At 61.0% G+C, this 19658-nt stretch carries 18 protein-coding genes; 7 read left to right on the plus strand and 11 right to left on the minus strand.

Annotation, left to right across the window (positions count from 1 at the left end):
• Window positions 1–14: 14 nt before the first annotated feature.
• From C6558_RS11445 to C6558_RS11465, 4 genes are all read right to left on the minus strand, one after another.
• Window positions 15–1454 (minus strand): NAD-dependent succinate-semialdehyde dehydrogenase, encoded by a 1440-nt coding sequence (locus C6558_RS11445; RefSeq protein WP_057207987.1) that lies wholly within the window; start codon window positions 1452–1454, stop codon window positions 15–17.
• A gap of 242 nt (window positions 1455–1696) precedes the next feature.
• On the minus strand, window positions 1697–2860 hold the full coding sequence (locus tag C6558_RS11455; protein WP_057208075.1) for an MFS transporter: 1164 nt from the start codon (window positions 2858–2860) through the stop codon (window positions 1697–1699).
• Window positions 2861–3226: 366 nt separating this feature from the next.
• Window positions 3227–3526: a putative sulfate exporter family transporter gene (locus C6558_RS41555; RefSeq protein ID WP_082523631.1), complete on the minus strand. Its 300-nt coding sequence runs from the start codon at window positions 3524–3526 to the stop codon at window positions 3227–3229.
• A 131-nt stretch (window positions 3527–3657) separates the two neighbouring features.
• Window positions 3658–4392 (minus strand): IclR family transcriptional regulator, encoded by a 735-nt coding sequence (locus tag C6558_RS11465; protein ID WP_234907939.1) that lies wholly within the window; start codon window positions 4390–4392, stop codon window positions 3658–3660.
• A 175-nt stretch (window positions 4393–4567) separates the two neighbouring features.
• Between C6558_RS11465 and C6558_RS11470 the strand changes: the two genes are divergently transcribed.
• The 5 genes from C6558_RS11470 to C6558_RS11490 all read left to right on the plus strand — a co-directional run bounded on the left by C6558_RS11470 (window position 4568) and on the right by C6558_RS11490 (window position 9643).
• Window positions 4568–5545, plus strand: coding sequence for a tripartite tricarboxylate transporter substrate binding protein (locus C6558_RS11470; protein WP_057207978.1), 978 nt, complete (start codon window positions 4568–4570; stop codon window positions 5543–5545).
• A gap of 64 nt (window positions 5546–5609) precedes the next feature.
• Entirely contained in the window at window positions 5610–6101 is a 492-nt protein-coding gene (locus C6558_RS11475; RefSeq protein WP_057207976.1) for a tripartite tricarboxylate transporter TctB family protein, read from the plus strand.
• A 1-nt stretch (window position 6102) separates the two neighbouring features.
• Complete coding sequence (locus C6558_RS11480) at window positions 6103–7641, plus strand: tripartite tricarboxylate transporter permease (protein ID WP_057207974.1); 1539 nt, start codon at window positions 6103–6105, stop codon at window positions 7639–7641.
• Window positions 7638–8822, plus strand: a complete 1185-nt coding sequence (locus tag C6558_RS11485; protein ID WP_057207972.1) for a CaiB/BaiF CoA-transferase family protein — start codon at window positions 7638–7640, stop codon at window positions 8820–8822. The genes C6558_RS11480 and C6558_RS11485 overlap by 4 nt, the downstream gene beginning before the upstream one ends.
• Window positions 8819–9643 (plus strand): citryl-CoA lyase, encoded by an 825-nt coding sequence (locus C6558_RS11490; protein ID WP_057207970.1) that lies wholly within the window; start codon window positions 8819–8821, stop codon window positions 9641–9643. The genes C6558_RS11485 and C6558_RS11490 overlap by 4 nt, the downstream gene beginning before the upstream one ends.
• A 204-nt stretch (window positions 9644–9847) precedes the next feature.
• Here C6558_RS11490 and C6558_RS11495 read toward each other — a convergent pair whose 3' ends face one another.
• The 5 genes from C6558_RS11495 to C6558_RS11515 form a co-directional block, all read right to left on the minus strand.
• On the minus strand, window positions 9848–10708 hold the full coding sequence (locus C6558_RS11495) for a LysR substrate-binding domain-containing protein (protein ID WP_025428788.1): 861 nt from the start codon (window positions 10706–10708) through the stop codon (window positions 9848–9850).
• Between the two features lie 201 nt (window positions 10709–10909).
• Window positions 10910–11977, minus strand: a complete 1068-nt coding sequence (locus tag C6558_RS11500; protein WP_025428789.1) for an ABC transporter ATP-binding protein — start codon at window positions 11975–11977, stop codon at window positions 10910–10912.
• A gap of 10 nt (window positions 11978–11987) precedes the next feature.
• Window positions 11988–12827: an ABC transporter permease gene (locus tag C6558_RS11505; protein WP_057207968.1), complete on the minus strand. Its 840-nt coding sequence runs from the start codon at window positions 12825–12827 to the stop codon at window positions 11988–11990.
• Window positions 12824–13708 (minus strand): ABC transporter permease, encoded by an 885-nt coding sequence (locus C6558_RS11510; protein ID WP_057214813.1) that lies wholly within the window; start codon window positions 13706–13708, stop codon window positions 12824–12826. Before C6558_RS11510 ends, C6558_RS11505 begins: the two co-directional genes overlap by 4 nt.
• A gap of 92 nt (window positions 13709–13800) precedes the next feature.
• Window positions 13801–14877 carry a PotD/PotF family extracellular solute-binding protein gene (locus C6558_RS11515; RefSeq protein ID WP_057207964.1) on the minus strand — a complete coding sequence of 359 codons (1077 nt, stop codon included), beginning with the start codon at window positions 14875–14877 and terminating at the stop codon, window positions 13801–13803.
• Between the two features lie 366 nt (window positions 14878–15243).
• On the opposite strand from C6558_RS11515, the gene speB reads away from it, so the two are divergent.
• Together speB and C6558_RS11525 are read left to right on the plus strand one after the other, a co-directional pair.
• Window positions 15244–16305: an agmatinase gene (gene speB, locus C6558_RS11520; protein WP_057207962.1), complete on the plus strand. Its 1062-nt coding sequence runs from the start codon at window positions 15244–15246 to the stop codon at window positions 16303–16305.
• A gap of 124 nt (window positions 16306–16429) precedes the next feature.
• Window positions 16430–17401, plus strand: coding sequence for an ornithine cyclodeaminase family protein (locus C6558_RS11525; RefSeq protein ID WP_107027251.1), 972 nt, complete (start codon window positions 16430–16432; stop codon window positions 17399–17401).
• Window positions 17402–17630: 229 nt separating this feature from the next.
• Here C6558_RS11525 and C6558_RS11530 read toward each other — a convergent pair whose 3' ends face one another.
• Together C6558_RS11530 and C6558_RS11535 are read right to left on the minus strand one after the other, a co-directional pair.
• A complete protein-coding gene (locus C6558_RS11530; protein WP_057207959.1) occupies window positions 17631–17951 on the minus strand; it encodes a ferredoxin family protein in 321 nt (106 codons plus the stop codon).
• Window positions 17951–19567 carry an FAD-dependent oxidoreductase gene (locus tag C6558_RS11535; protein ID WP_057207958.1) on the minus strand — a complete coding sequence of 539 codons (1617 nt, stop codon included), beginning with the start codon at window positions 19565–19567 and terminating at the stop codon, window positions 17951–17953. Before C6558_RS11535 ends, C6558_RS11530 begins: the two co-directional genes overlap by 1 nt.
• Window positions 19568–19658 lie beyond the last annotated feature (91 nt).

A 19658-nucleotide genomic window follows, 5' to 3' on the forward strand; every position in this document is an offset into this window, starting at 1 on the left:
GGCGTGGCGAGATTTCAGGCGCTCTTGCGCGTCACGAAGCGCGTTTCCAGATAGGCATCTATCGCTTCGGATCCGCCTTCGGTGCCATAACCGGAATCCTTGATCCCCCCGAACGGGACCTCGGGCAGGGCAAGCCCGAGATGGTTGATCGAGATCATGCCGCTTTCGATTTCGGCAGCAATGCGATCCGACTGTTTCTGCGAGCCGGTGAAGGCATAGGCAGCCAGCCCGAAGGGTAGGCGGTTGGCCTCTTCGATCGCATCGTCCAGTTCCGAATACCGGTTGATGATCGCAACCGGGCCGAAGGGTTCGTCGTTCATGATGGCGGCCGAGCGCGGCACGTCTGCAAGCACCGTCGGCTCGAAGAAGTAACCGCGATTTCCGATGCGGTGGCCGCCGGTCGTCAAGCGCCCGCCCTGTTCGACGGCATCGACGATCAGCTTCTCGATTGCGGGAATACGGCGCTCGTTGGCAAGCGGCCCCATGTCCGTCGTGCTATCAAGGCCATTGCCGACCTTGATCGCCTGCGAGGCGGCGGTGAAGCCGTCGATGAACCGATCGGCCACCCGTTCCTGCACGAGGAAACGCGTCGGCGACACGCACACCTGACCGGCATTGCGATATTTGCTGCCAGCCATTACCGCGACCGCCTCGTCGACGTCGGCATCCTCGGTGACGATCACCGGGGCATGGCCGCCAAGCTCCATCGTCGCCCGCTTCATGTGCAGGCCGGCAAGCGAAGCCAGCGACTTGCCAACCGGAGTCGAGCCTGTGAAGGACATCTTGCGGATCACCGGATGTGAAATCAAATACTGCGAGATCTGTGCGGGCACGCCGTAGACGAGGTTGACGACACCATCCGGCACCCCTGCATCTACAAAACACCGGATCAGCTCGGCCGGCGAAGCCGGTGTTTCCTCTGGCGCCTTCACGATGATCGAGCATCCGGTCGTAAGAGCCGCCGAAAGTTTGCGCACCACCTGGTTGATCGGGAAATTCCAGGGCGTAAATGCGGCCACCGGACCAACCGGGACCTTCACCGTCATCTGGGTCACATTGGGCGCACGTGGCGGAATGATCTGGCCATAGGCGCGCCGGCCCTCTTCGGCGAACCAGTCGATGATGTCGGCAGCACTCAGGATCTCGCCCTTCGACTGGCCAAGCGGCTTGCCCTGTTCGCGGGTCATCAGCCAGGCGATGTCGTCGGCGCGCTGCCTCAACAGCGCTGCGGCGGCGCGCATGATTTTTCCCCGATCGAAGGAGGACGTCCGGCGCCAGATCTCAAAGCCTTTCTGGGCCGCTTCAAGTGCCTCGTCGAGATCGGCAACCTCGGCCCAGGCGACAGTTCCGATCGCCTCTTCGGTTGCAGGGTCGACAACCGGAGTGCTCTTGCCTGATCGCGCCGGCCGCCATTTGCCGTCGATGTGAAGAAGGGTATCCGGGTAGCTGGGCATGAAAGAACCTTTTCTGAGGGGGCTGGCTGGCACGACTGTCTGTGGCGCGCGAGGAAGTCTAGGAAACGCGGGGAGACTGCCTGCAAGTGATGCTGAAGATCAACGGGGCAGGGGCCTGATCATGGCCACATAGAACACGGCATCGCTCGCACAATAGCCACGCGTTGCCTTTGACCTTCCGACAACTGATGCGGAAACCGGCAGGCGAATTGTGGACCGGGGCCGACTTCGGGCGTCCGCTTTCAAGTTGATACCAGCACGGGAGCCGCTTTGGTGCCCGGCTTCAGCATGCCGGTCAGCAGCAAGCTCACAGCCAGGAAGGGAACAAGCATCCCCAAACCGAAACGCATGTCGCTTTGCTCGGCAACAAGTCCGATCATTGGCGGTCCAATCAGAAAGCCGAGGAGTGCCACGAAAGACAGTATCGCCACACTTGCGGGTGCCGGCCGGTCTTTTTGGTCGGCTGCCGCTGTGACAGCAAGCGGAAAACCGACCGATACACCGAAGCCCATGGCGGCAAAGCCGATCAGCGCCAACCAGGCAGCCGGGCTTATCGCCACCAAGAGCAGCCCCGCAACACTGGCGAGCCCGCATGTGCGAGCCACAGCGACAGGCCCGTAGATGGTCTTGAGCCGGTCACCGCCGAACCGTCCCGCAGCGACCATGAAGGCGAAGATCGAATAGCCAAAACCGGCGCTGGCGCTGGCGAGCCCGAACACGTCTCGCAGGTAGACTGCCGACCAGTCCGCAACCGCGCCCTCGGTCATGGTGATGCCGAAGACAAAGAAGCAAATACCGAGCAAAGCTCGACTTGGTGGGCGGCGCCTGGTTTTGACGGTGTCCGTCTGCGTTGGCTCTACAACATGTAGGTCCGGCAACGCCTTGGCTGCCAGAAGGCTGATTGGCAACATAACCGCCGCTGCAATCAGTACGGCCCATTCAGGCGGCACGCCCGCTGCAGCAAAGCCGATGCCGACCAGACTGCCCGCCATGATCCCGAGGCTCCAGAAGCCGTGACATGTGCTCATGATCAACTTGGCAGAGCGCTTCTCGATGGCATCCGCCTCGACGTTGAGGCCCAGCTCCAATGTCGCCAACGCAACGCCCACGACTGCGAGTGTTACGAAAAGCAACTCGATGCTTGGCGCCCATGTCGGTAGCCACACCAGCCCGAGAAACACCATGAAGCCGTAGAGGATGGTGGCGCGGCCGCCGATCCGGGCGACGAAGCGGCCAGCGAAGGGCAGGGTTAGCAGGATTCCTGCTGGCATGCCGAGCAGGGCCAACGCCAGTTCGGCCGGCCCGAGACCGAGCTTTTGTTGAATGTCTGGGATGCGTGGCAACCAGGCGCCAAAAGCGATCGGCTGGAGGAAAAAGATCAGCATGATGAGCCGCTGACTGGTCATGCGCATTGCTCCTCGGCGAATTGTGCTGTCGACTTATCCGCAGGCCACCTTCGTCAGCGATGGCTTCGCGTATCCCGGTCTAGTATTGAAAATCATTTTCACAATTTGTGTGACAAGGTCGCGAGACTGTCAACCGACCGACGCCAGGATTGACCGAAATTCCGCGTAACCGACGCGCTTTCTTTGATCGAAATATTAGTAAATACGCAGCTATGGGGCGAATCTTCTCGAAAATATCAAAGAAACGCCCAATTCTGAAGAAGCTCGTCTGACTGCAGCATACGTGCGATGCTCCACCGGCTAAGATACGCCAGTGAAAAAAATGAACACAGAGTGCGGAGTTCCGGGCGCCTTCCCAATTGTAGCTCATCGGGGGCGCACAATGCGCAATTGTGCTTGTGAAGGAAAGCCCGCAGTCGGTGCGGATCGGCCCAGGATTCGCATAAGCCATCGCTGGCGCGAGGTTATCAGCGTCCGAAGCTCTGGTACTTCTCCCTCGCAGCGCTCCACCCAAACCGTAAAAATCAACGTTGAAACCACAACCGTCGCCGCTAACATCAGACCGGTGATCCCGATGCCGGCCAGCTGGTTGAAGGTTAGCTGCAGGCCAAGCATGGCAACCGCTAGACGAAGCAGTTTTTTTCCCCGCGACGGAGATGCCAGCATCGGCAGACGCCGAGAAGCCGACGATATTGGCAAAAACCATCCCCAAAAAAATCGCGGCGATCATTGGGCTGAGAGATAAGACACATCCCGCGATGTTTCCGTCGACGCGTATGCCGTCCTGATCATGGACCTTATGATTGGAGAAGGCCTCTACTGCCTCCGAAAGCTTCCGTCATGTCCGCAGCCGCCCGCAACAGTGGCTCGATCATCTTTCGTATGAAGGGTTCATCCACGCGCGAACGCGGTCCAGCTAGTGTCACTGCGCCCAGCAACGCGTCGCCCGCACCGAAGACAGGTGCGGAAATGCCGACGGTCTCCGGATCGCGTTCTCCGAACGAGATGTGATAGCCATTCTTGCGGATCGTTTCATATGGCTCGCCCGGCTGGCCAGAAAATGCCACCAGCACTCGTCCACCGGAGCCGGCGGAGAGTGGGAGCACGTCGCCTTCACGTACGGTGTAGCGGATCGCATGCTTCGCCTCGATGCGGTAGAGACAGGTTCTGACATCTCCAGCCAGCACATAAAATGCGACGCTCTCCGAACTCTGGTCATTCAGCGCGCGCATGTGTGGCAACAGCACCTCCGCAGTAATCAACGAGCGCTGATAGATCGAGCCTAATCTGAAGGCTGCCGGTCCAATTCGATAGCGACCGTCATCAAGCCGCTCCATCAGACTTGCCCGCAACAGAGAGGCAAGAAGTCGCAGGATCGTGCTCTTGTACAGGCCCGTTCGCGAGGAGATTTCCGCGAGCGTCAAAGAGCGATCCGTCACCGTAAAGGCATTCATGATTGCGATGGCGCGATCAAGCGCGGCTACCCCCTCGGGCGGTCCGCTTGCCTCCTGCTGTGGGTTTTTCGTGTTCAATGCGGCGATCCTAACGTTTCCAATTGTCCTATCACCAAGATTTCTGATTGCATATCGTTCTGTCTGACAGAATATAATTCTGTTTGACAGAACGATAATCCTCTGCGATTTGTACGACCCGGGTCGGGAGGACCCACTTTCGACGCTGTCGGTGGCGTCATAAAGGGAGGAAGCAATGCTAAATCGACGTCATCTACTGGCTTATGCGACTACTTTTGCAGCCGTTGCTCTCGCAGGCCCGCTTGACCCTGCGCAGGCATCGGACGCGCCGCAGCTGCAGATTTTCGTGCCGGCCGCCCCCGGCGGAGGATGGGACCAGACCGCGCGGACGATGGAACAGGTTCTTCGCGCCGAGAACCTCATCTCCGGTGCGCAGATCACCAATGTCGGCGGCGCCGGCGGCACCGTCGGCCTTCCGCAGTTCATCAACCAGTGGAAGGGTCGCGAGAGCGCCATCATGGTTGGCGGCATGGTCATGACCGGCGCGATCATCGCGAACAAATCGCCGGCGACCCTAGATCAGACGACGCCAATTGCGCGCCTGACGGGCGAATTCCTGGCTCTGGTCGTGCCTGCCAATTCGCCGTTCAATTCCCTTCAGGATTTTGTCGAGGCGCTCAAGGCAGATCCCACCAAGGTTCCGGTCGCGGGCGGTTCGGCCGGTGGTTCGGACCACATCCTTTTCGGCCTCGTTGCCAAAGCCTCAGGCGTGAAGCCGACTGACCTGTCCTATGTCCCGTTTGCCGGTGGCGGTGAAGCGCTTGCAGCGCTGCTTGGCAATCAGGTTGCCGCCGGCATCTCGGGCTATGGCGAGTTTGCCGAGCAGGTCAAGGCCGGCACGCTACGCGTGCTTGCTATCTCGGCCGATACCCGACAGGCAGGTATCGATGCCGCGACCTTCAAGGAGGCAGGCCTGGACGTGGAGCTGTTCAACTGGCGCGGTATCTTTGCGCCTCCCGGCATCACCGAGGAAAACAGGGCCGCGTTGATTGCGATGATCGAAAAGATGGCGACGAGCAAGGCCTGGAAGGACGAGACGGACAAGCGCTCCTGGACGCCGATCCTTCTGACTGGCGAGGCCTATTCGCAATTCCTTGTCGAAGACACCGCGAAGATTACCGCGATCCTCAAGGACCTCGGTCTCGCTTCCTAATCCCTTCCCGAGAACGCAACCTAGTGGGCTGCCCGTAGATGGGCCGCCCGCCGGAGGTCAAAAGATGCCCCCACCCATGCATTCGAAACCGGCGTTACCCGAACTGACCCTCAGCATCGGCGTTCTGCTCGTCGCCGGCGTCATTGCCTGGCAGACCAGCCTCATGGCGGTCTCGCCTCTCTATGCCAAGGTCGGGCCGACGGTATTTCCCTATCTGACCGCCGCCGGCCTGACGGTATTGGCCGTGTCGCTCCTGTGGAGCGCCCTTCGCGGCGGCTGGCAGGACGAGGAAGAAAAGTCCACTCCGCCCGATTGGCGATCCATCGCCTATGTCGCGGCCGGGCTCGTTGCCAACGTGGTCCTCATCGGCCGCGTCGGCTTCACCGCTGCCTCCGTCATGATGTTCGTGCTGATCGCCCGTGGCTTCGGCAGCCACCGGCCCCTGCGGGACGCCGCCTGCGGGCTGCTGCTCGCGCTTGCCGCTTATTTCGGCTTTGCCAAGTTGCTTGGCGTCAATATCGGCGGCGGTGTCGTCGAGAGCCTTCTTGGAGGTTGACGTGGAAACCCTAAAACAACTCGCGACCGGTTTTGCCGTTGCCCTGACGCCGATCAACCTGCTCTGGTGTCTGGCCGGCACGACACTTGGGACGGCAATCGGCGTCCTGCCCGGCCTCGGTCCGGCGCTGACGATCGCGCTCCTTTTGCCAATCACCTACCAGGTCTCTCCGGAGGCGTCATTCATCCTGTTTGCAGGCATCTACTACGGCGCTATGTACGGCGGCTCGACCACGTCGATCCTGCTCAACACACCAGGCGAGAGCGCCACGGTCGTGACCGCGCTCGAAGGCAACCGAATGGCGCGCTCTGGTCGGGCCGGCGCCGCTCTGGCGACATCGGCGATCGGCTCGTTTGTCGCCGGCACGATCGGCACGCTCGGCGTCGCCTTCCTTGCTCCGGTTGTTGTCGGCGTGGCGCTGAAGTTCGGACCGGCAGAGTATTTTTCGCTCATGGTCCTGTCGTTCGTCATGGTCTCGGCCGTGCTGGGTCCATCGTCGGTACGTGGCCTCACCAGCCTGTTTGCCGGCTTCTTCCTCGGCATGATCGGCGTCGACATGCAGACCGGGCAGGCGCGCTTCACCTTCGGCGTGCCCGAACTGCTCGATGGCACGAGCATGATCGTCGCGGCAGTTGGCCTGTTTGCGGTCGGCGAGACCCTCTATGTCGCCGGCCGTCGTTATGCCGGCAAGGATGAGATCACCCCCTTGCGCGGCTCGCTCTACATGACGCGTGCGGAATGGGCGCGCTCCTGGAAGCCGTGGCTGCGCGGCACGCTCATCGGCTTTCCGATCGGCTCCATGCCGGCCGGCGGCGCCGAAATCCCGACCTTTCTTTCCTATGCGATCGAAAAGAAGCTGTCACCGCACCGGGACGAGTTCGGAACGACGGGCGCGATCGAAGGAGTTGCTGGTCCGGAGGCCGCGAACAACGCCTCGACGGCCGGCGTCCTTGTGCCGATGCTGACGCTTGGGCTTCCCACCTCTGCAACGGCGGCGATCATGCTGTCAGCCTTCCAGAGCTACGGCATCAATCCCGGCCCGTTGCTGCTTCAGACGCAGCCGGCGCTCGTCTGGGGATTGATCGCCAGCCTGCTGATCGCCAACGTCTTGCTGGTGCTCTTGAACCTGCCGCTGATCGGCCTGTGGGTTCGCTTGCTCAAGATTCCGCCGCCGCTGCTCTATGGTGGCATCCTCGTCTTTGCGACCATCGGCACCTACGGCATTTCCCAGTCCTCTTACGATCTGGTTCTTCTCTACGTGCTTGGTGCGATGGGCTTCGTTATGCGACGTTTCGATTTCCCGACGGCGCCAGTTCTGATCGGGATGATCCTTGGGCCGATGGCGGAGACACAGTTTCGCCGGACGATGACGATCTCCAACGGCGATTGGTCGGTTTTCGTTACGCACCCAATCTCGCTGTCGCTGCTCGTGCTCGCTTTCACGGCGTTGATTGGACCGAGACTGTGGAAGCATTTTTCGGATCGTCGCGCGGCGACGGTCGAACACGCACCCGCGCTTGACCGAAGGAACAACCGATGACGAAAAAACTCCTCGACGGCCTGCGCATCCTGGACCTGACGAACGTGCTCGCGGGTCCCTATTGCGCCTATCAGCTCGCCCTCCTCGGCGCCGATGTCATTAAGGTTGAAACGCCTCTGGGAGGCGATCTTGCCCGCCAGCTTGGCGCCTCTGCCCAGCTCAACGCGCAAGGCATGGGCGCTTCGTTTCTCGCGCAGAATGCCGGAAAGCGCTCCATCACTCTGGATCTAAAGAACGAAACCGATAAGCAGCACTTTCTTCAGCTTGTCGCGACGGCCGACGCGCTGGTGGAGAACTTCCGACCCGGGGTCATGGAGCGGCTGGGCTTCGGCTACGACACTTTGAAAGTGATACGTCCCGATCTTGTCTATTGCGCCATCTCGGGCTTCGGCCAGGACGGCCCGATGCGCGACAACCCGGCCTATGATCAGATCATTCAAGGGCTTTCCGGGATCATGAGCATCACCGGCACGACCGAGACCGCGCCAATGCGTGTCGGCTATCCCGTCGCCGACACGCTGGGCGGCCTATTCGGTGCGTTCGCGGTTGTGTCGGCTCTATTGCGCAGGTCACGGTCGGGTGAAGGCGCCTTCCTCGACGTGTCGATGCTCGAATGCACCCTAAGCGCGCTCGGCTGGCCGGTCTCCAACTATCTAATCTCAGGCGTGGAGCCGGCGGCGATGGGCAATGAGAACATGACGGCAGCCCCTTCGGGCTCCTTTATTACGGGAGACGGCCTGCTCAACATCGCGGCGAACAAGCAGGAACAGTTCGTCGCGCTATGCGACGAAATCGGCCGGCCTGAACTCGCCAACGATCCGCGCTTCGAAAAGCGCGACGAGCGCAAACGCCGCCGCGGCGAACTGAAGCTGCTGATCGAGCAGGCATTGGCGCAAGCGCCAGCGGTAGAATGGGAGCGGCGCTTCAATCGACGCGGCATACCGGCAGGGCGGATCCTCACGATCCCGCAAATCCTTTCAGAAGACCAGGTCATCGGGCGGAAACTGATGACGACATTCCCCGAAAGCGACGGTGCTGACCGTTTGACTGTTGTTCGCGGCGGGTTCCTGGTCGACGGCGAGCCGCCGGTGCCATCACGCCGGCCGCCGAGGCTCGGCGAACAGACGGCCGAGATCTTGGCCGAGATCGTTTCGCAGCAGGCTATCAGGGTACGCGCATGAACAAGCAAGGTATGGAACAGGGGCGCCAACGGGCCGAGGATTGGTGGAGGACCGATATTATCGATATGCGCCCCGGCGTCATCCGGCTGCGCGGCCACGAGATCCAGGATCTGATCGGGAACATCAGCTTCCCGGCGATGATCTGGCTGATGTTACGTGGCGAACTGCCGACAGAGGATCAGGCTGGGCTGCTCGGCGTGGCGCTGTCGGCCGCGGTGGATCATGGCCCTCAAGCGCCCTCGATCGCGATCGCGCGCATGGCCGCGACCTGTGGCGTCGGCATCAACAATGCCATGGCCTCCGCGATCAATGTGCTTGGAGACGTGCACGGCGGCGCCGGTGAACAGGCACTGGTCTTTCTGCAGGAAATCGCCGTAGGCGTCGACGCCAAGGGCTTGCCGCAGGCAGTTTCGGACCGTCTTGACCGCTTTTTTGAGGGGAGCAATGGCTATGTGCCGGGACTCGGCCACCGCTTTCATCCCGTGGATCCGCGAGCACCGAGGCTGCTCGATATTACGAGGACCTACGCTGAGAACGGCACCGTCGCCGGTAAACTGGTCAATATCGCGGTCGAACTCGAACGCCAGGTTGCTTTGCGCAAGGGCAAGCTCATTCCTCTCAACATCGATGGTGCCACTGCAGTCGTTTATGGCGAACTTGGATTCCCGGCGCCGCTCACACGGGGGCTGTTTGTGTTGTCCCGCTCTGTCGGCATTCTGGCGCATGCCTGGGAGCAATCTCAGAAGCCCGAGCGCAACAAGGGCCCCTTGCCACGTGAATGGCTGTGGCGCTATTCGGGGGATGAGGCGGCTTTGGAGTAACCTTCGGGTTGCTGGCGGCTCTTTCGGACCCGCCAGCAGGTGTTCGTGGGCCGTCCGGTTGTAGGCCCAGAAATGCCCAGAATTGACCATTTCGCTCTCGAGTCTGTCCTCCTCCGAGGCTAGCCTGAGCCGAAGGCGTTGGGCGGCGAACTAGTATTTCAGGGTCTTACAGATGTTTCTCCCGAAGTCGTCTCAGAATGGAGATTAAGGGCGGTCACCCATTGCCGTATGGCGGGACACAAATTCGACCAGATAGCGAACGCCCTCGGACACGTCCGATTGCGCGTAGAAGCCGATCTCGATCCGGACAGCGGTCGGCAGGTCACTCGACTTGTCGAGTGCGCGACATCCATCCGGAATCGTCGCAGAAATCATCGGGCCAATCCCGATGCCGACCCGCACGGCCGTTGCCATCGCCACCAGCGTGGAGGCAACGCACGCGGTTTTCCATTTTATGTTTCTTTGGGACAAGGTCGCGATCGCCTGAACATTCCAGGGGCAGCTGTCGTCGAACATGATGAGCGGGAGCGGCTGGCTTGCGTCGACGACGAAGTCAGATCTGACGGCCCACATCAGGTATTCGGTCCAGATCAGAATTGGCTTTCGGCCAAGGCAGGCGATGTCGCAGACCGCGACATCCAGCTTTCCGTCTTCGAACATCTCCGCCAGACGGCGATTCGGCTCGACGATAATGTCGATCTCGACCTTGGGATTCTGATCCCTGAAGTCGCGTAGGATGTCGATCAGCCGGCTGGCGGCGAAATCCTCGACGACGCCGAGGCGGATCCGCCCCTCGATCACCTTGCCCGTCAGTCTGCGGCCAACTTCGTCGCTGAGCAGGACGATTTCACGCGCATAGGCAACCATGATCTGACCATGGGACGTGAGCTCCAGTCCCTTGGACGACCGGGAGAAAAGCGTGACACCGACGAGTTCTTCGAGCTTGCGAATCTGCATGCTGACTGCAGCCTGCGTGCGATGCAGTTTTGCGGCCGCGCCGTTGACGGTTCCTATTTCCGCGACGGTCAGGAACGCCCGGAGCAAATAAGAGTCGAGATCGAGCATGGAAGCACCGTGCTTTCGCCGCTGTTGATGAGTGCGGACCGAAGACGTCTTGGGCTTCCGCATCCGGAACGCGGACGGGTTCGCCAAATGGCGACATCGGCAGCTGGATCGGACATTGAACGATCCGTAAGCCGGGCGCAACAGGGCGCGACCAGCGGGGCAGGCAACACAATCGCTGCCCGCCCGCTCAGGTCGAGACCATCATGCAAACAGGACGCAGGCCTGCGGCGGCATGGAAATGCTGATCTCTTGCCCCCGTTCGAAGGAAATGTCCGGGCGGTTCGCACAAGCGGAAATGACCCGGTCGCCGCTGGAAAGCTCAACGGACACATGTCGGAAAGCGCCGAGCGTAACGACGTCCGCGACGCGTCCAGCCATGCCTCTCGCCGCAGCGTCCCTGGTGCTCGACGATATCTCGACACTCTCCGGACGGACGCAAACCTCCTTCATGGCTGCACCGTCGCGTGACGAGGCGACCGGAAACTCCCATCCGGATTCCGAGCGAAACTTCGAGACGGCACCATCGGTCGCGACGACCGAGCCCCGGATCCAGTTCGTTCGCCCCATAAAATCCGCGACGAAACGTGATTTCGGACGCCAATAGACATCGTCCGGCTTGCCCGACTGCATGATCTCGCCACGGCTCATCACGAAAATGCGCTCGCCGAGGCTCATCGCTTCTTCCTGGTCATGTGTCACCACGATCGCCGTGGAGCCAACCGCGGCAAGAACATCCTTCAGCTCCGTGCGCAGTTCATGCCTCAACTTCGCATCAAGCGCGGACAACGGCTCATCCAGAAGCAGCAGGCTCGGATGGGTCGCGAGTGCCCGCGCAAGGGCCACGCGCTGCTGCTGCCCACCGCTCAGTTGATGCGGACGGCGATGTCCGAAGCCGGTCAGCCGCACGAGTTCCAGCATTTCTCCGACACGGGCGGGGATCTCGTTTGCCGCGTGACCGCGGTGACGAAGTCCGAAGCCGATGTTCTGTTCGACGGTCATGTGCGGAAAGAGGGCGTAGTGCTGGAACAGCAGACCGACATTTCGTTCATACGGCTTCAATCCGGCCATCGACTTGCCGCCGATGGTGATCGTGCCGCTGTCAGGCCGTTCAAAGCCGGCGATGAGACGAAGGATCGTGGTCTTGCCGCAACCGCTCGGTCCCAAAAGCGCGATCGTCTCGCCGGGCTTCACCGAAAACGAAATGTTGTCCAGCGCGACGGTTTCGCCGAAGCGCTTGCCGACACCTTGAAATTCTACGGCAGAAATCATCGTATTGTCCTCATGAACGAAATAGACCCTGGCCTACGACGTTGTCGAACCCGACCAACCGGTCGAGGACAACGATCAGCAGCACCGTTACAGCCATCAGGATCACAGCAGCTGCCGCGATCGTCAGGTCGAAAGCGGCCCGCATGTTGCTGACCAGGGTAACGGGCAGGGTGGTGGCCGACGGGTCACTCAGGAAAAGGCTGATCGATACGTCGTCCATCGAGATGGCGAAGGCAAAGATCGCCCCGGTGATGATCCCTGTCTTCATCAGCGGTATGGTAATGGACCAGAACGCCTGACGCTCCGTGGCGCCGAGAATCATGGCCGCTTCCGTTAACCGTTTGTCGGCGCCAAGAAGGCTGGCAAGGCTGGTTCTGATGCAATAGGGCACGGTCACGATCACGTGCCCGAGAAGCAGCCGCGCCATACCGTTGGTAATGCCGGCCTTGGACAGAAACAGCAGCAAGCCGAAGCCTATGACGACGGGCGGAACGATCAGCGGCGAGAGGAAGGCGGATGTCAGGGTCGCCTTTCCGGGAAAATCTCCGCGTGCAAGGCCAACGGCGGCAGCGGTTCCGATCGAAACCGACAGGATCGTCGTCAGCACGGCCAGAACGAGGCTGGTGCGAAGGCTCGAAAGAATGTCTGCCTGGGAGGCAAGACGCTCGAACCAGTGCAACGACAATGCCGGCGGCGGCAAGGGTCCGAGAAATGTTCTTGCGTCGAACGCCATCAGGCAGGTTATAGCAAGCGGGATTGCGAGAAAGGCCAGTCCCAGGCCGACGACGCCGTAGGCGAGCGCGCTGGCAGCCCGGTCGCCGGATCTGGCGGTACGAGAATGTGTGCTCATCGCGGGCTCTTCCATGCGTGCGCCAACGTTATGACCGAAATCACCGCCAGGGCTGCGGCGAGCATGACGAGTGAAATCGCCGCCCCGCTCGGGTAGTTGGCGATATCGCTGAACCGGGTGTAGATCACGTTCGACATGAAGAGGACGCGGCCCCTCCCGAGAACCATCGGTATGACAAAGGCGCTGATCGCAAACGTCAGCGAGATAAGCGTGCTCGATATGAGGGCCGGAAGGCTGAGCGGAAGCGTGATCGACAGATGCGCCTTCCATCCCGGCGCGCCGAGTGATTGGGCGGCGTCGAGGAGGCGCGGGTCGATGGACTGCATCGCACCCATCAGCGTCAGTGTCGCGACCGGTATGATCGAGTGCACCAGCCCCGCGATGACGACGATATTGATGTATTCACGACTGTTCGGCGACAGGCCGACTGTCAGCAGCAAGGGCCGCAGAATGCCGACCGAGCCGAATGTCAGCTCGATCGCATAGGTCTTGATCAAGACGCTCGACAGCACAAGCGTGATCAGAAAGCCGAGTGTCAAGGTGCGCATGCGTGCGGAAAGGCGTCGCACGATGAAATAGGCAAGCGGAAACGCCACGAGCTGTCCGACGATCGCCGCCACGCCGCCGATCCAGAACGTCGTCAGCAGGACATTGGCAAACGCCTGGTTTGCAAGCTCATGGTAGTTCTGAACCGTCGTCGCCGCGTTTTCCACGGAACCGACGCGTCCCGGGGTGAACTCCTTCAGGCTTTCGATCGCCAGGTTGATCAAGGGCGAAAGGAAACCGAAGGCGAGAACCAGCACCGCGGGCGCGAGCGTGATGGCCGCATCGCGACGATCGGGAATTGAAACTGCAGCGGTTTGCTGCCTGGCGTTGGTCATGATCGGACAGCCTGTTTGTCGCCCTTCCGGGCCCCGAAAGAGAATTGCCGAAGGAACGCTTCGCGCCTCCGGCAATCTTGTCGCACTGTGATTTAGAGCAGCGGTGCGATGTCCTGTTCCCAGCGCTTGGACCAGGCATCCTGCTGCTCGAGGACGACGTTGTAGTCCGGCACATAGACGAAGCTCGAGAACTCCTCCGGCGTGAAAGCGAGATGCTTGAGGTTGTCGGGCGTGGACGCCTTGCTGTTGAGCGGCGCTTCACCGGCCACCTTGGCGTAGAGCGAGCTCATTTCCGGGCTGATGGCAAAGTTGATGAAGTCGAGCGCCGCCCGGGTATTGGGCCGGTTTTTCATGACGCCGAAGCCGCTCTGGTAGAGGAATGCCTTGAAATTGCTGTCCTTGGTGAAGCGCGTCACGGGGAAGTTTTTCGCCACGGCAGCCCAGCCCGGCTCGGCGAAGAAGCCGACCGATGTTTCGCCTGATGTCAGCGAGTTGGTAAAATCGATATCGGTTACAGCGACGCGCCCGATATTGCCCGATTTCGCCAGGTCCTGCATCAGCTTCCAGCCGGGTTCCATATTGGTTTCGCTGCCGCCGGCATGCAAGGCAAGCGCCACGATCTGCAGCATCATGCTCTGCGTCGGTCCGGGCCAGCAGATTGCACCCTTCAGATCGGGGCTCAGGAGATCGTCGATGGTCTTGACGACCATGGGCGCAGTGTCGGTTCGTGCACCGAAATACATGCCTCCCACTGCGCGCGGAACAGCCTTGATGTTGCCCTTGCCGTCGCGAATGATGATCTTCTCGGGAATGTCGGCGAGATTGGGAATGTCTGCCGGATTGATGGTTTCCAGCCAGTCTTCCTTGACCATGCTGTTGAAGGACCCCTCCCATCCGGCCACATAGTCGTAATCGACGTTGGGCCAGACCGCCTTAATCTTCGGAAGGATTGCGCCCGCGCCGCCCTGATGCAGAACCCAGTTGAAAGTCGATGCATCCTGGGCAGCCGCAATCTGCTTCATCGCTTCGACGACATCTCCGCCCCATTCGACGGCGGTAAGCTCGCTGCCGGCAGCGAACGCCGACCTCGCCAGTCCCGTCATCGTTCCAGCAATCCCGAGCGCAGCAGCGGATCCCATAAACCGGCGGCGTGTCATATCCATGATCAGTTCCCCTTATTTGTGGCCGCTTCTGTGCAGCCTTGTGATCGCGGGGAGACTGAGGGGACGCCGTTCGAAGCGGTAGTGGGAAAATTATCTCCGGGATATAAGGATTCGTGAATGGTCAGCCGCGGTGTGGCGCGGCGTTTTTACTCTTCTCGCCACTTTTGACTATCAGGGATCCTTATAGGCTCTCATGAATTTTCAAGGTTCCAAAAGGCGCTCCCCGACGCGAATGATGTCGTTGCGACGTTACAGCGCCGCGCGTCCAAAGTGACGCGCAAGGTCGCTGCAACACTTTTAATTCGCTGCATAATTTCATCCTCAAATCGGTTTCGATTTCAGGAATATACAGTTGAAACGTGGGAGCCTATTTTGACGATTGACCGGGATTTTCTGGAAGACTTGCGAAGTCGCTTCGGCAATGCGGCAGGCGGTGAAATGCAGGACCCGCATTTCCGAGAAGTTGCGGCCAGCGTCTTCAAGGACGGCGATAGCCGCAAATGGCCATTTGCAGGCCCGGCCACATTTCTTGACGCGCCATTCATCGAAAACGGGCTGCGGTCCGACATCCTGGAGGCGCTTGACGTTGCCCTGATCGGCGTGCCGATGGATCTCGGCGTGACCAACCGTGCCGGCGCGCGACTGGGACCCCGCGCGGTTCGTGGAATCGAGCGGGTTGGCCCTTACGAACATGTGCTTCGGGTCGCGCCGATGGGTCGGCTGAAGGTTGCCGATGTCGGCGACGTGCCGATGCGCAGCCGGTTCGGCCTGGCTGAATGCCATGCCGACATCGAGGCCTGCTACCGGATGATTGCGGGCACGAAAATCATTCCGCTCTCGGTGGGCGGAGATCACTCCATATCCGGCGCCATCCTCAAAGGCCTTGCCGGCCACGAACCCGTGGGCATGATCCATATCGATGCCCATTGCGACACGGCCGGCCCTTATGAAGGGTCGAAATTTCATCATGGGGCGCCCTTCCGAGAGGCTGTGCTCGCGGGTGTGCTCGACCCTCGACGCACGATCCAGATCGGCATTCGCGGCGGCGGCGAATATCTTTGGGAATTCTCGTTCGCCTCTGGAATGACCGTCATTCACGCGGAAGAGGTTGCCGAGATGGGCATCAAGGCAGTGATTGCCAGGGCCTTGGAAGTGGTCGGCTCCGGCCCCACCTATGTCAGCTTCGATGTCGACAGCCTGGATCCCGCCTTCGCCCCGGGTACAGGTACGCCCGAAGTCGGCGGGCTGCAGCCACGGGAAGTGCTGACGATGCTCAGGGGCTTCAAGGGTATCAATCTAGTCGGTGGCGACGTGGTGGAAATTGCGCCGCAATATGACGCGACCACCAATACCGCGCAGATCGCAGCGCAGGTGTTGTTCGAACTTCTATGCCTGGCGATGTTCAGCCCGTCCGCAAGGGTGAACAGGCGTTAAAGGCCACTCCGGGCCGCAGCACAAAAAACTGGTTGTGCCGGCTCGGATGCCGGCTGCGTCCGGCCCAGCAGATTTCACCTCTTCGGCCGCATGACGGCCGACCTATTTTCGGAAGGTTGTTTCCATGACTGACGCGCCAGTTCGCATCCTCGACGCCCAGGCGACCGCTGCACTGCTCCCATTCGGCGCCTTGATCGATACCCTGCGGCGGTCCTTTGCCGAGGGCTGCGTCGTGCCGGTTCGCCACCATCACACCATCGCAAACGACGGGGAACCGGATGCGACACTGCTGTTGATGCCCGCCTGGCATGACGCACAGCGACCGGCGCGCTATCTCGGCTTCAAGATCGTCACCGTGTTTCCCGGGAATACCGCCCGCGGCATTGCCGGCCTGACCTCGACCTACATTCTTTACGACGGGCGAACCGGTACGCAGCGAGCGCTCATTGATGGAAACACGATCACGGCGCGCAGAACAGTGGCAGCATCGGCGCTTGCTGCAGACTATCTCGCCCGGAAGGACGCCAAACGCCTGCTGGTGATCGGCGCCGGCCGGGTGGCAAGCCTGATCCCGGACGCCTATCGCGCCGTCCGGCAGATCGAGCACGTGGACATCTGGGATATCGACGCGGGAAACGCGGCGCGATTGGCGGACAGCCTTGCACAACAGGGGCTCAGAACCTCCGTCGTCTCGGATCTTGAAGCATCGGTGCGTGCCGCCGATGTCGTAAGCGCAGCAACCTTGGCAACCCAGCCGATCATCAGGGGCCAGTGGCTGCGTCCCGGCACTCATGTGGACCTCATCGGTGGCTTTACGCCCGCGATGCGTGAGGCTGATGACGATGCTGTGCGGCGGTCTTCGGTCTACATCGACACGCATGAGGCCCTACATGAAGCCGGAGACCTGGTTCAGCCCGTCAAGGCGGGCCTGTTTTCGGAGGCCATGGTACGCGCGACGCTCGACGAATTGTGCCGCCGCGATGTGACGGCAAGAACCTCGAACGAGGAGATCACGCTCTACAAGGCAGTAGGAACCGCCTTGGCGGATCTAGCCGCCGCGACGATGGTGTATGAGACTGCGTCCGCCAACAGCTGAGTGGCTTGCGATCGACCCATCCGCGGCTGCGAGGTATTGCCCTGCCACGATCGCTGGGCCGGCTTGCGCTGATATGGGGGCGCCCGTGTCGCGGACGCGGGTGACATCGAGCTTTACGGCCCGGCAATTGTCTTCAGGTTCTCGATCGCGCCATGGACCGCGGCAAACACCGGTGCGCTTTGGTCAGGCGTTCGCCCTCGACCGGGAGGTTTGATTCCAGAGCGGTAGGCTATTGAGGCAATCTGTAATGATCGTCGATGTGACGTTGATGACGGGTGTCCTTGTGCCAGCCGATGGCCCTCCTGTAGCTGCCGAAGAGATTGCTTTTGCGCACGACATCGACCGTCAGTCCATGCACTGCCTCGGCGTCCGGATCGACGTAGAGCGCGTCCACGGGACAATAAAGCTCGCACATGAAGCAAGTCTGGCAGGCCTCCTGCCGCAGGATACGGGGCGGGCCGTACGGCATGACCTGGAAAACGTTGGTCGGGCAGACCTGGACGCAGAGATTGCAGTCCGTGCAGGTGTCACTATCCAGTACCTCGATCATTATTCTGCAGCCTCCTTGTAGTCGCTTGGTTTTACCGGTTCCGTCCGGATTGTGATTGTGTTGAGGCCGCATACGACCAGCCGGTAACGTTGTTCTGGGTCCTGATTTGGGAAATCGTCGCGGCGGTGCATGCCGCGCGTTTCCGTACGCGCCAGGGCGGCGCGATACATGAAGCGAGCGGTGGCGGTCATTGCCTGTGCCTGGCGCAGTGGTAGCACCTGGCTCTCGTCCGCGGCCGTAGCGTCGGCGATCTCTTGCCACAGCTGGTCGAGCCGCTCCAGCGCTGCCGACAGCCCGGTATGTGTCCGGAAATAGTTGATGTTGAGCGGAAAGACCGCATCCTGTACCGCCCTGATGATGGTTTGCGGATCAGCGGTAATCGCGTTTTTGCTAGCCCAGGCTGCGGGCCGGGCAACATGAGTATGAGACACATTGGCTCTACCCCGCGCGAAGGCTGCGGCCGCCGCGCCGGCAAAAGAGCCGGTGGAGATCGCCCAGGCAGCATTGTGGCTGCCGCCGCCGGTAAAACCGCCGCAGATAGGCTCGCGGGTGGCGTTGTCGCCGGCGGCATAAAGGCCGGGCGCAGTGGTTGCGCAGTCGAGCCCGGTCAGCCGTAGCCCACCGGTGCCGCGAACCGTACCCTCAAGACGCAACTTCACCTCGAAGAACTCCGTGAAAGGGTCTATGCCACGGCGGTCGAAGGGTACGAAGAAATTCGGCTGGGCGCGGCGCAGGATCGCCTTGACCTCGTCGGTTTCGGCAAGATCGAGGCGCGCGTAGACGGGTTCGGACAGGAGCGTGCGGGCAATGATTGAGCGTCCGCGGGCGGAGCCTGCGCCGTCGATCAGACTATGGTCCTTGCGGTAGAACTGCCCGAAGCGGTATAGCGCCGTCTTGGTGATCGACGCAAAGGCCGGCGATATGGCATACGCAGATGAGAACTCCATGCCCGAGAGTTCCGCACCGGCCTCGACCCCCATCAGGTAACCGTCACCGGTCAGTACGTCACAGCCGAGCGCTTTGCTCATGAAGGCACAGCCGCCTGCTGCAAGCACAACAGCGCCTGCCCGGACCGTCCACTGTCCTCCTTCCTGCCGGCGCAGTCCGCTTGCCCCGACGACAGCCCCGCCATCTGTCAGGAGCTGCGTTGCTGGATGATGATCGAGAATGGTGACGCCCGCATTCTTCACTCGGCGTCGCAACAGCCGCATATATTCCGGTCCCTGGACCGAAATGCGCTGCTGTTCGCCTTTGTCATCACTGGGGAAGGGGTAACCCCAGTCGGCCAGGCGGTTGACGCTTTCGAAGGTCTTCTCGAGAACGGGCACCATCCAGGCACGCTCGGAGAGATAGCCGCCCATGGCCTCGCGGCTCGCCATGGCCGCTTCCCGCTCGGCCGGGTCCGGCGGTACATACCAGATCTGGGTGCCGGCGGAAGCCGTTGCGCCGGAGCTACCGCAATAGCCCTTGTCGACCAGCACGACTCTGGCCTTGGTGCTAGCTGCCTCCAGCGCTGCCCAGCACCCTGCGGGGCCGCCGCCGATGACCAGCACGTCGCTGATGATCTCGCTTGTGGAAGAGATGGCGGAGTGGGCTTCCTGCGGAGGTAAGCTCATCGCTGGGATCCTTTCACCGAACAAATTTCGTTGCGGTTTAAATCTATGCATTGCATAGATTTTAGCACTTGTGTTTTTGGGAGTTTCATTA

The organism is Ensifer sp. NM-2 (assembly GCF_003024455.1).
GTDB classification, from domain to species: Bacteria; Pseudomonadota; Alphaproteobacteria; order Rhizobiales; family Rhizobiaceae; genus Ensifer; species Ensifer canadensis.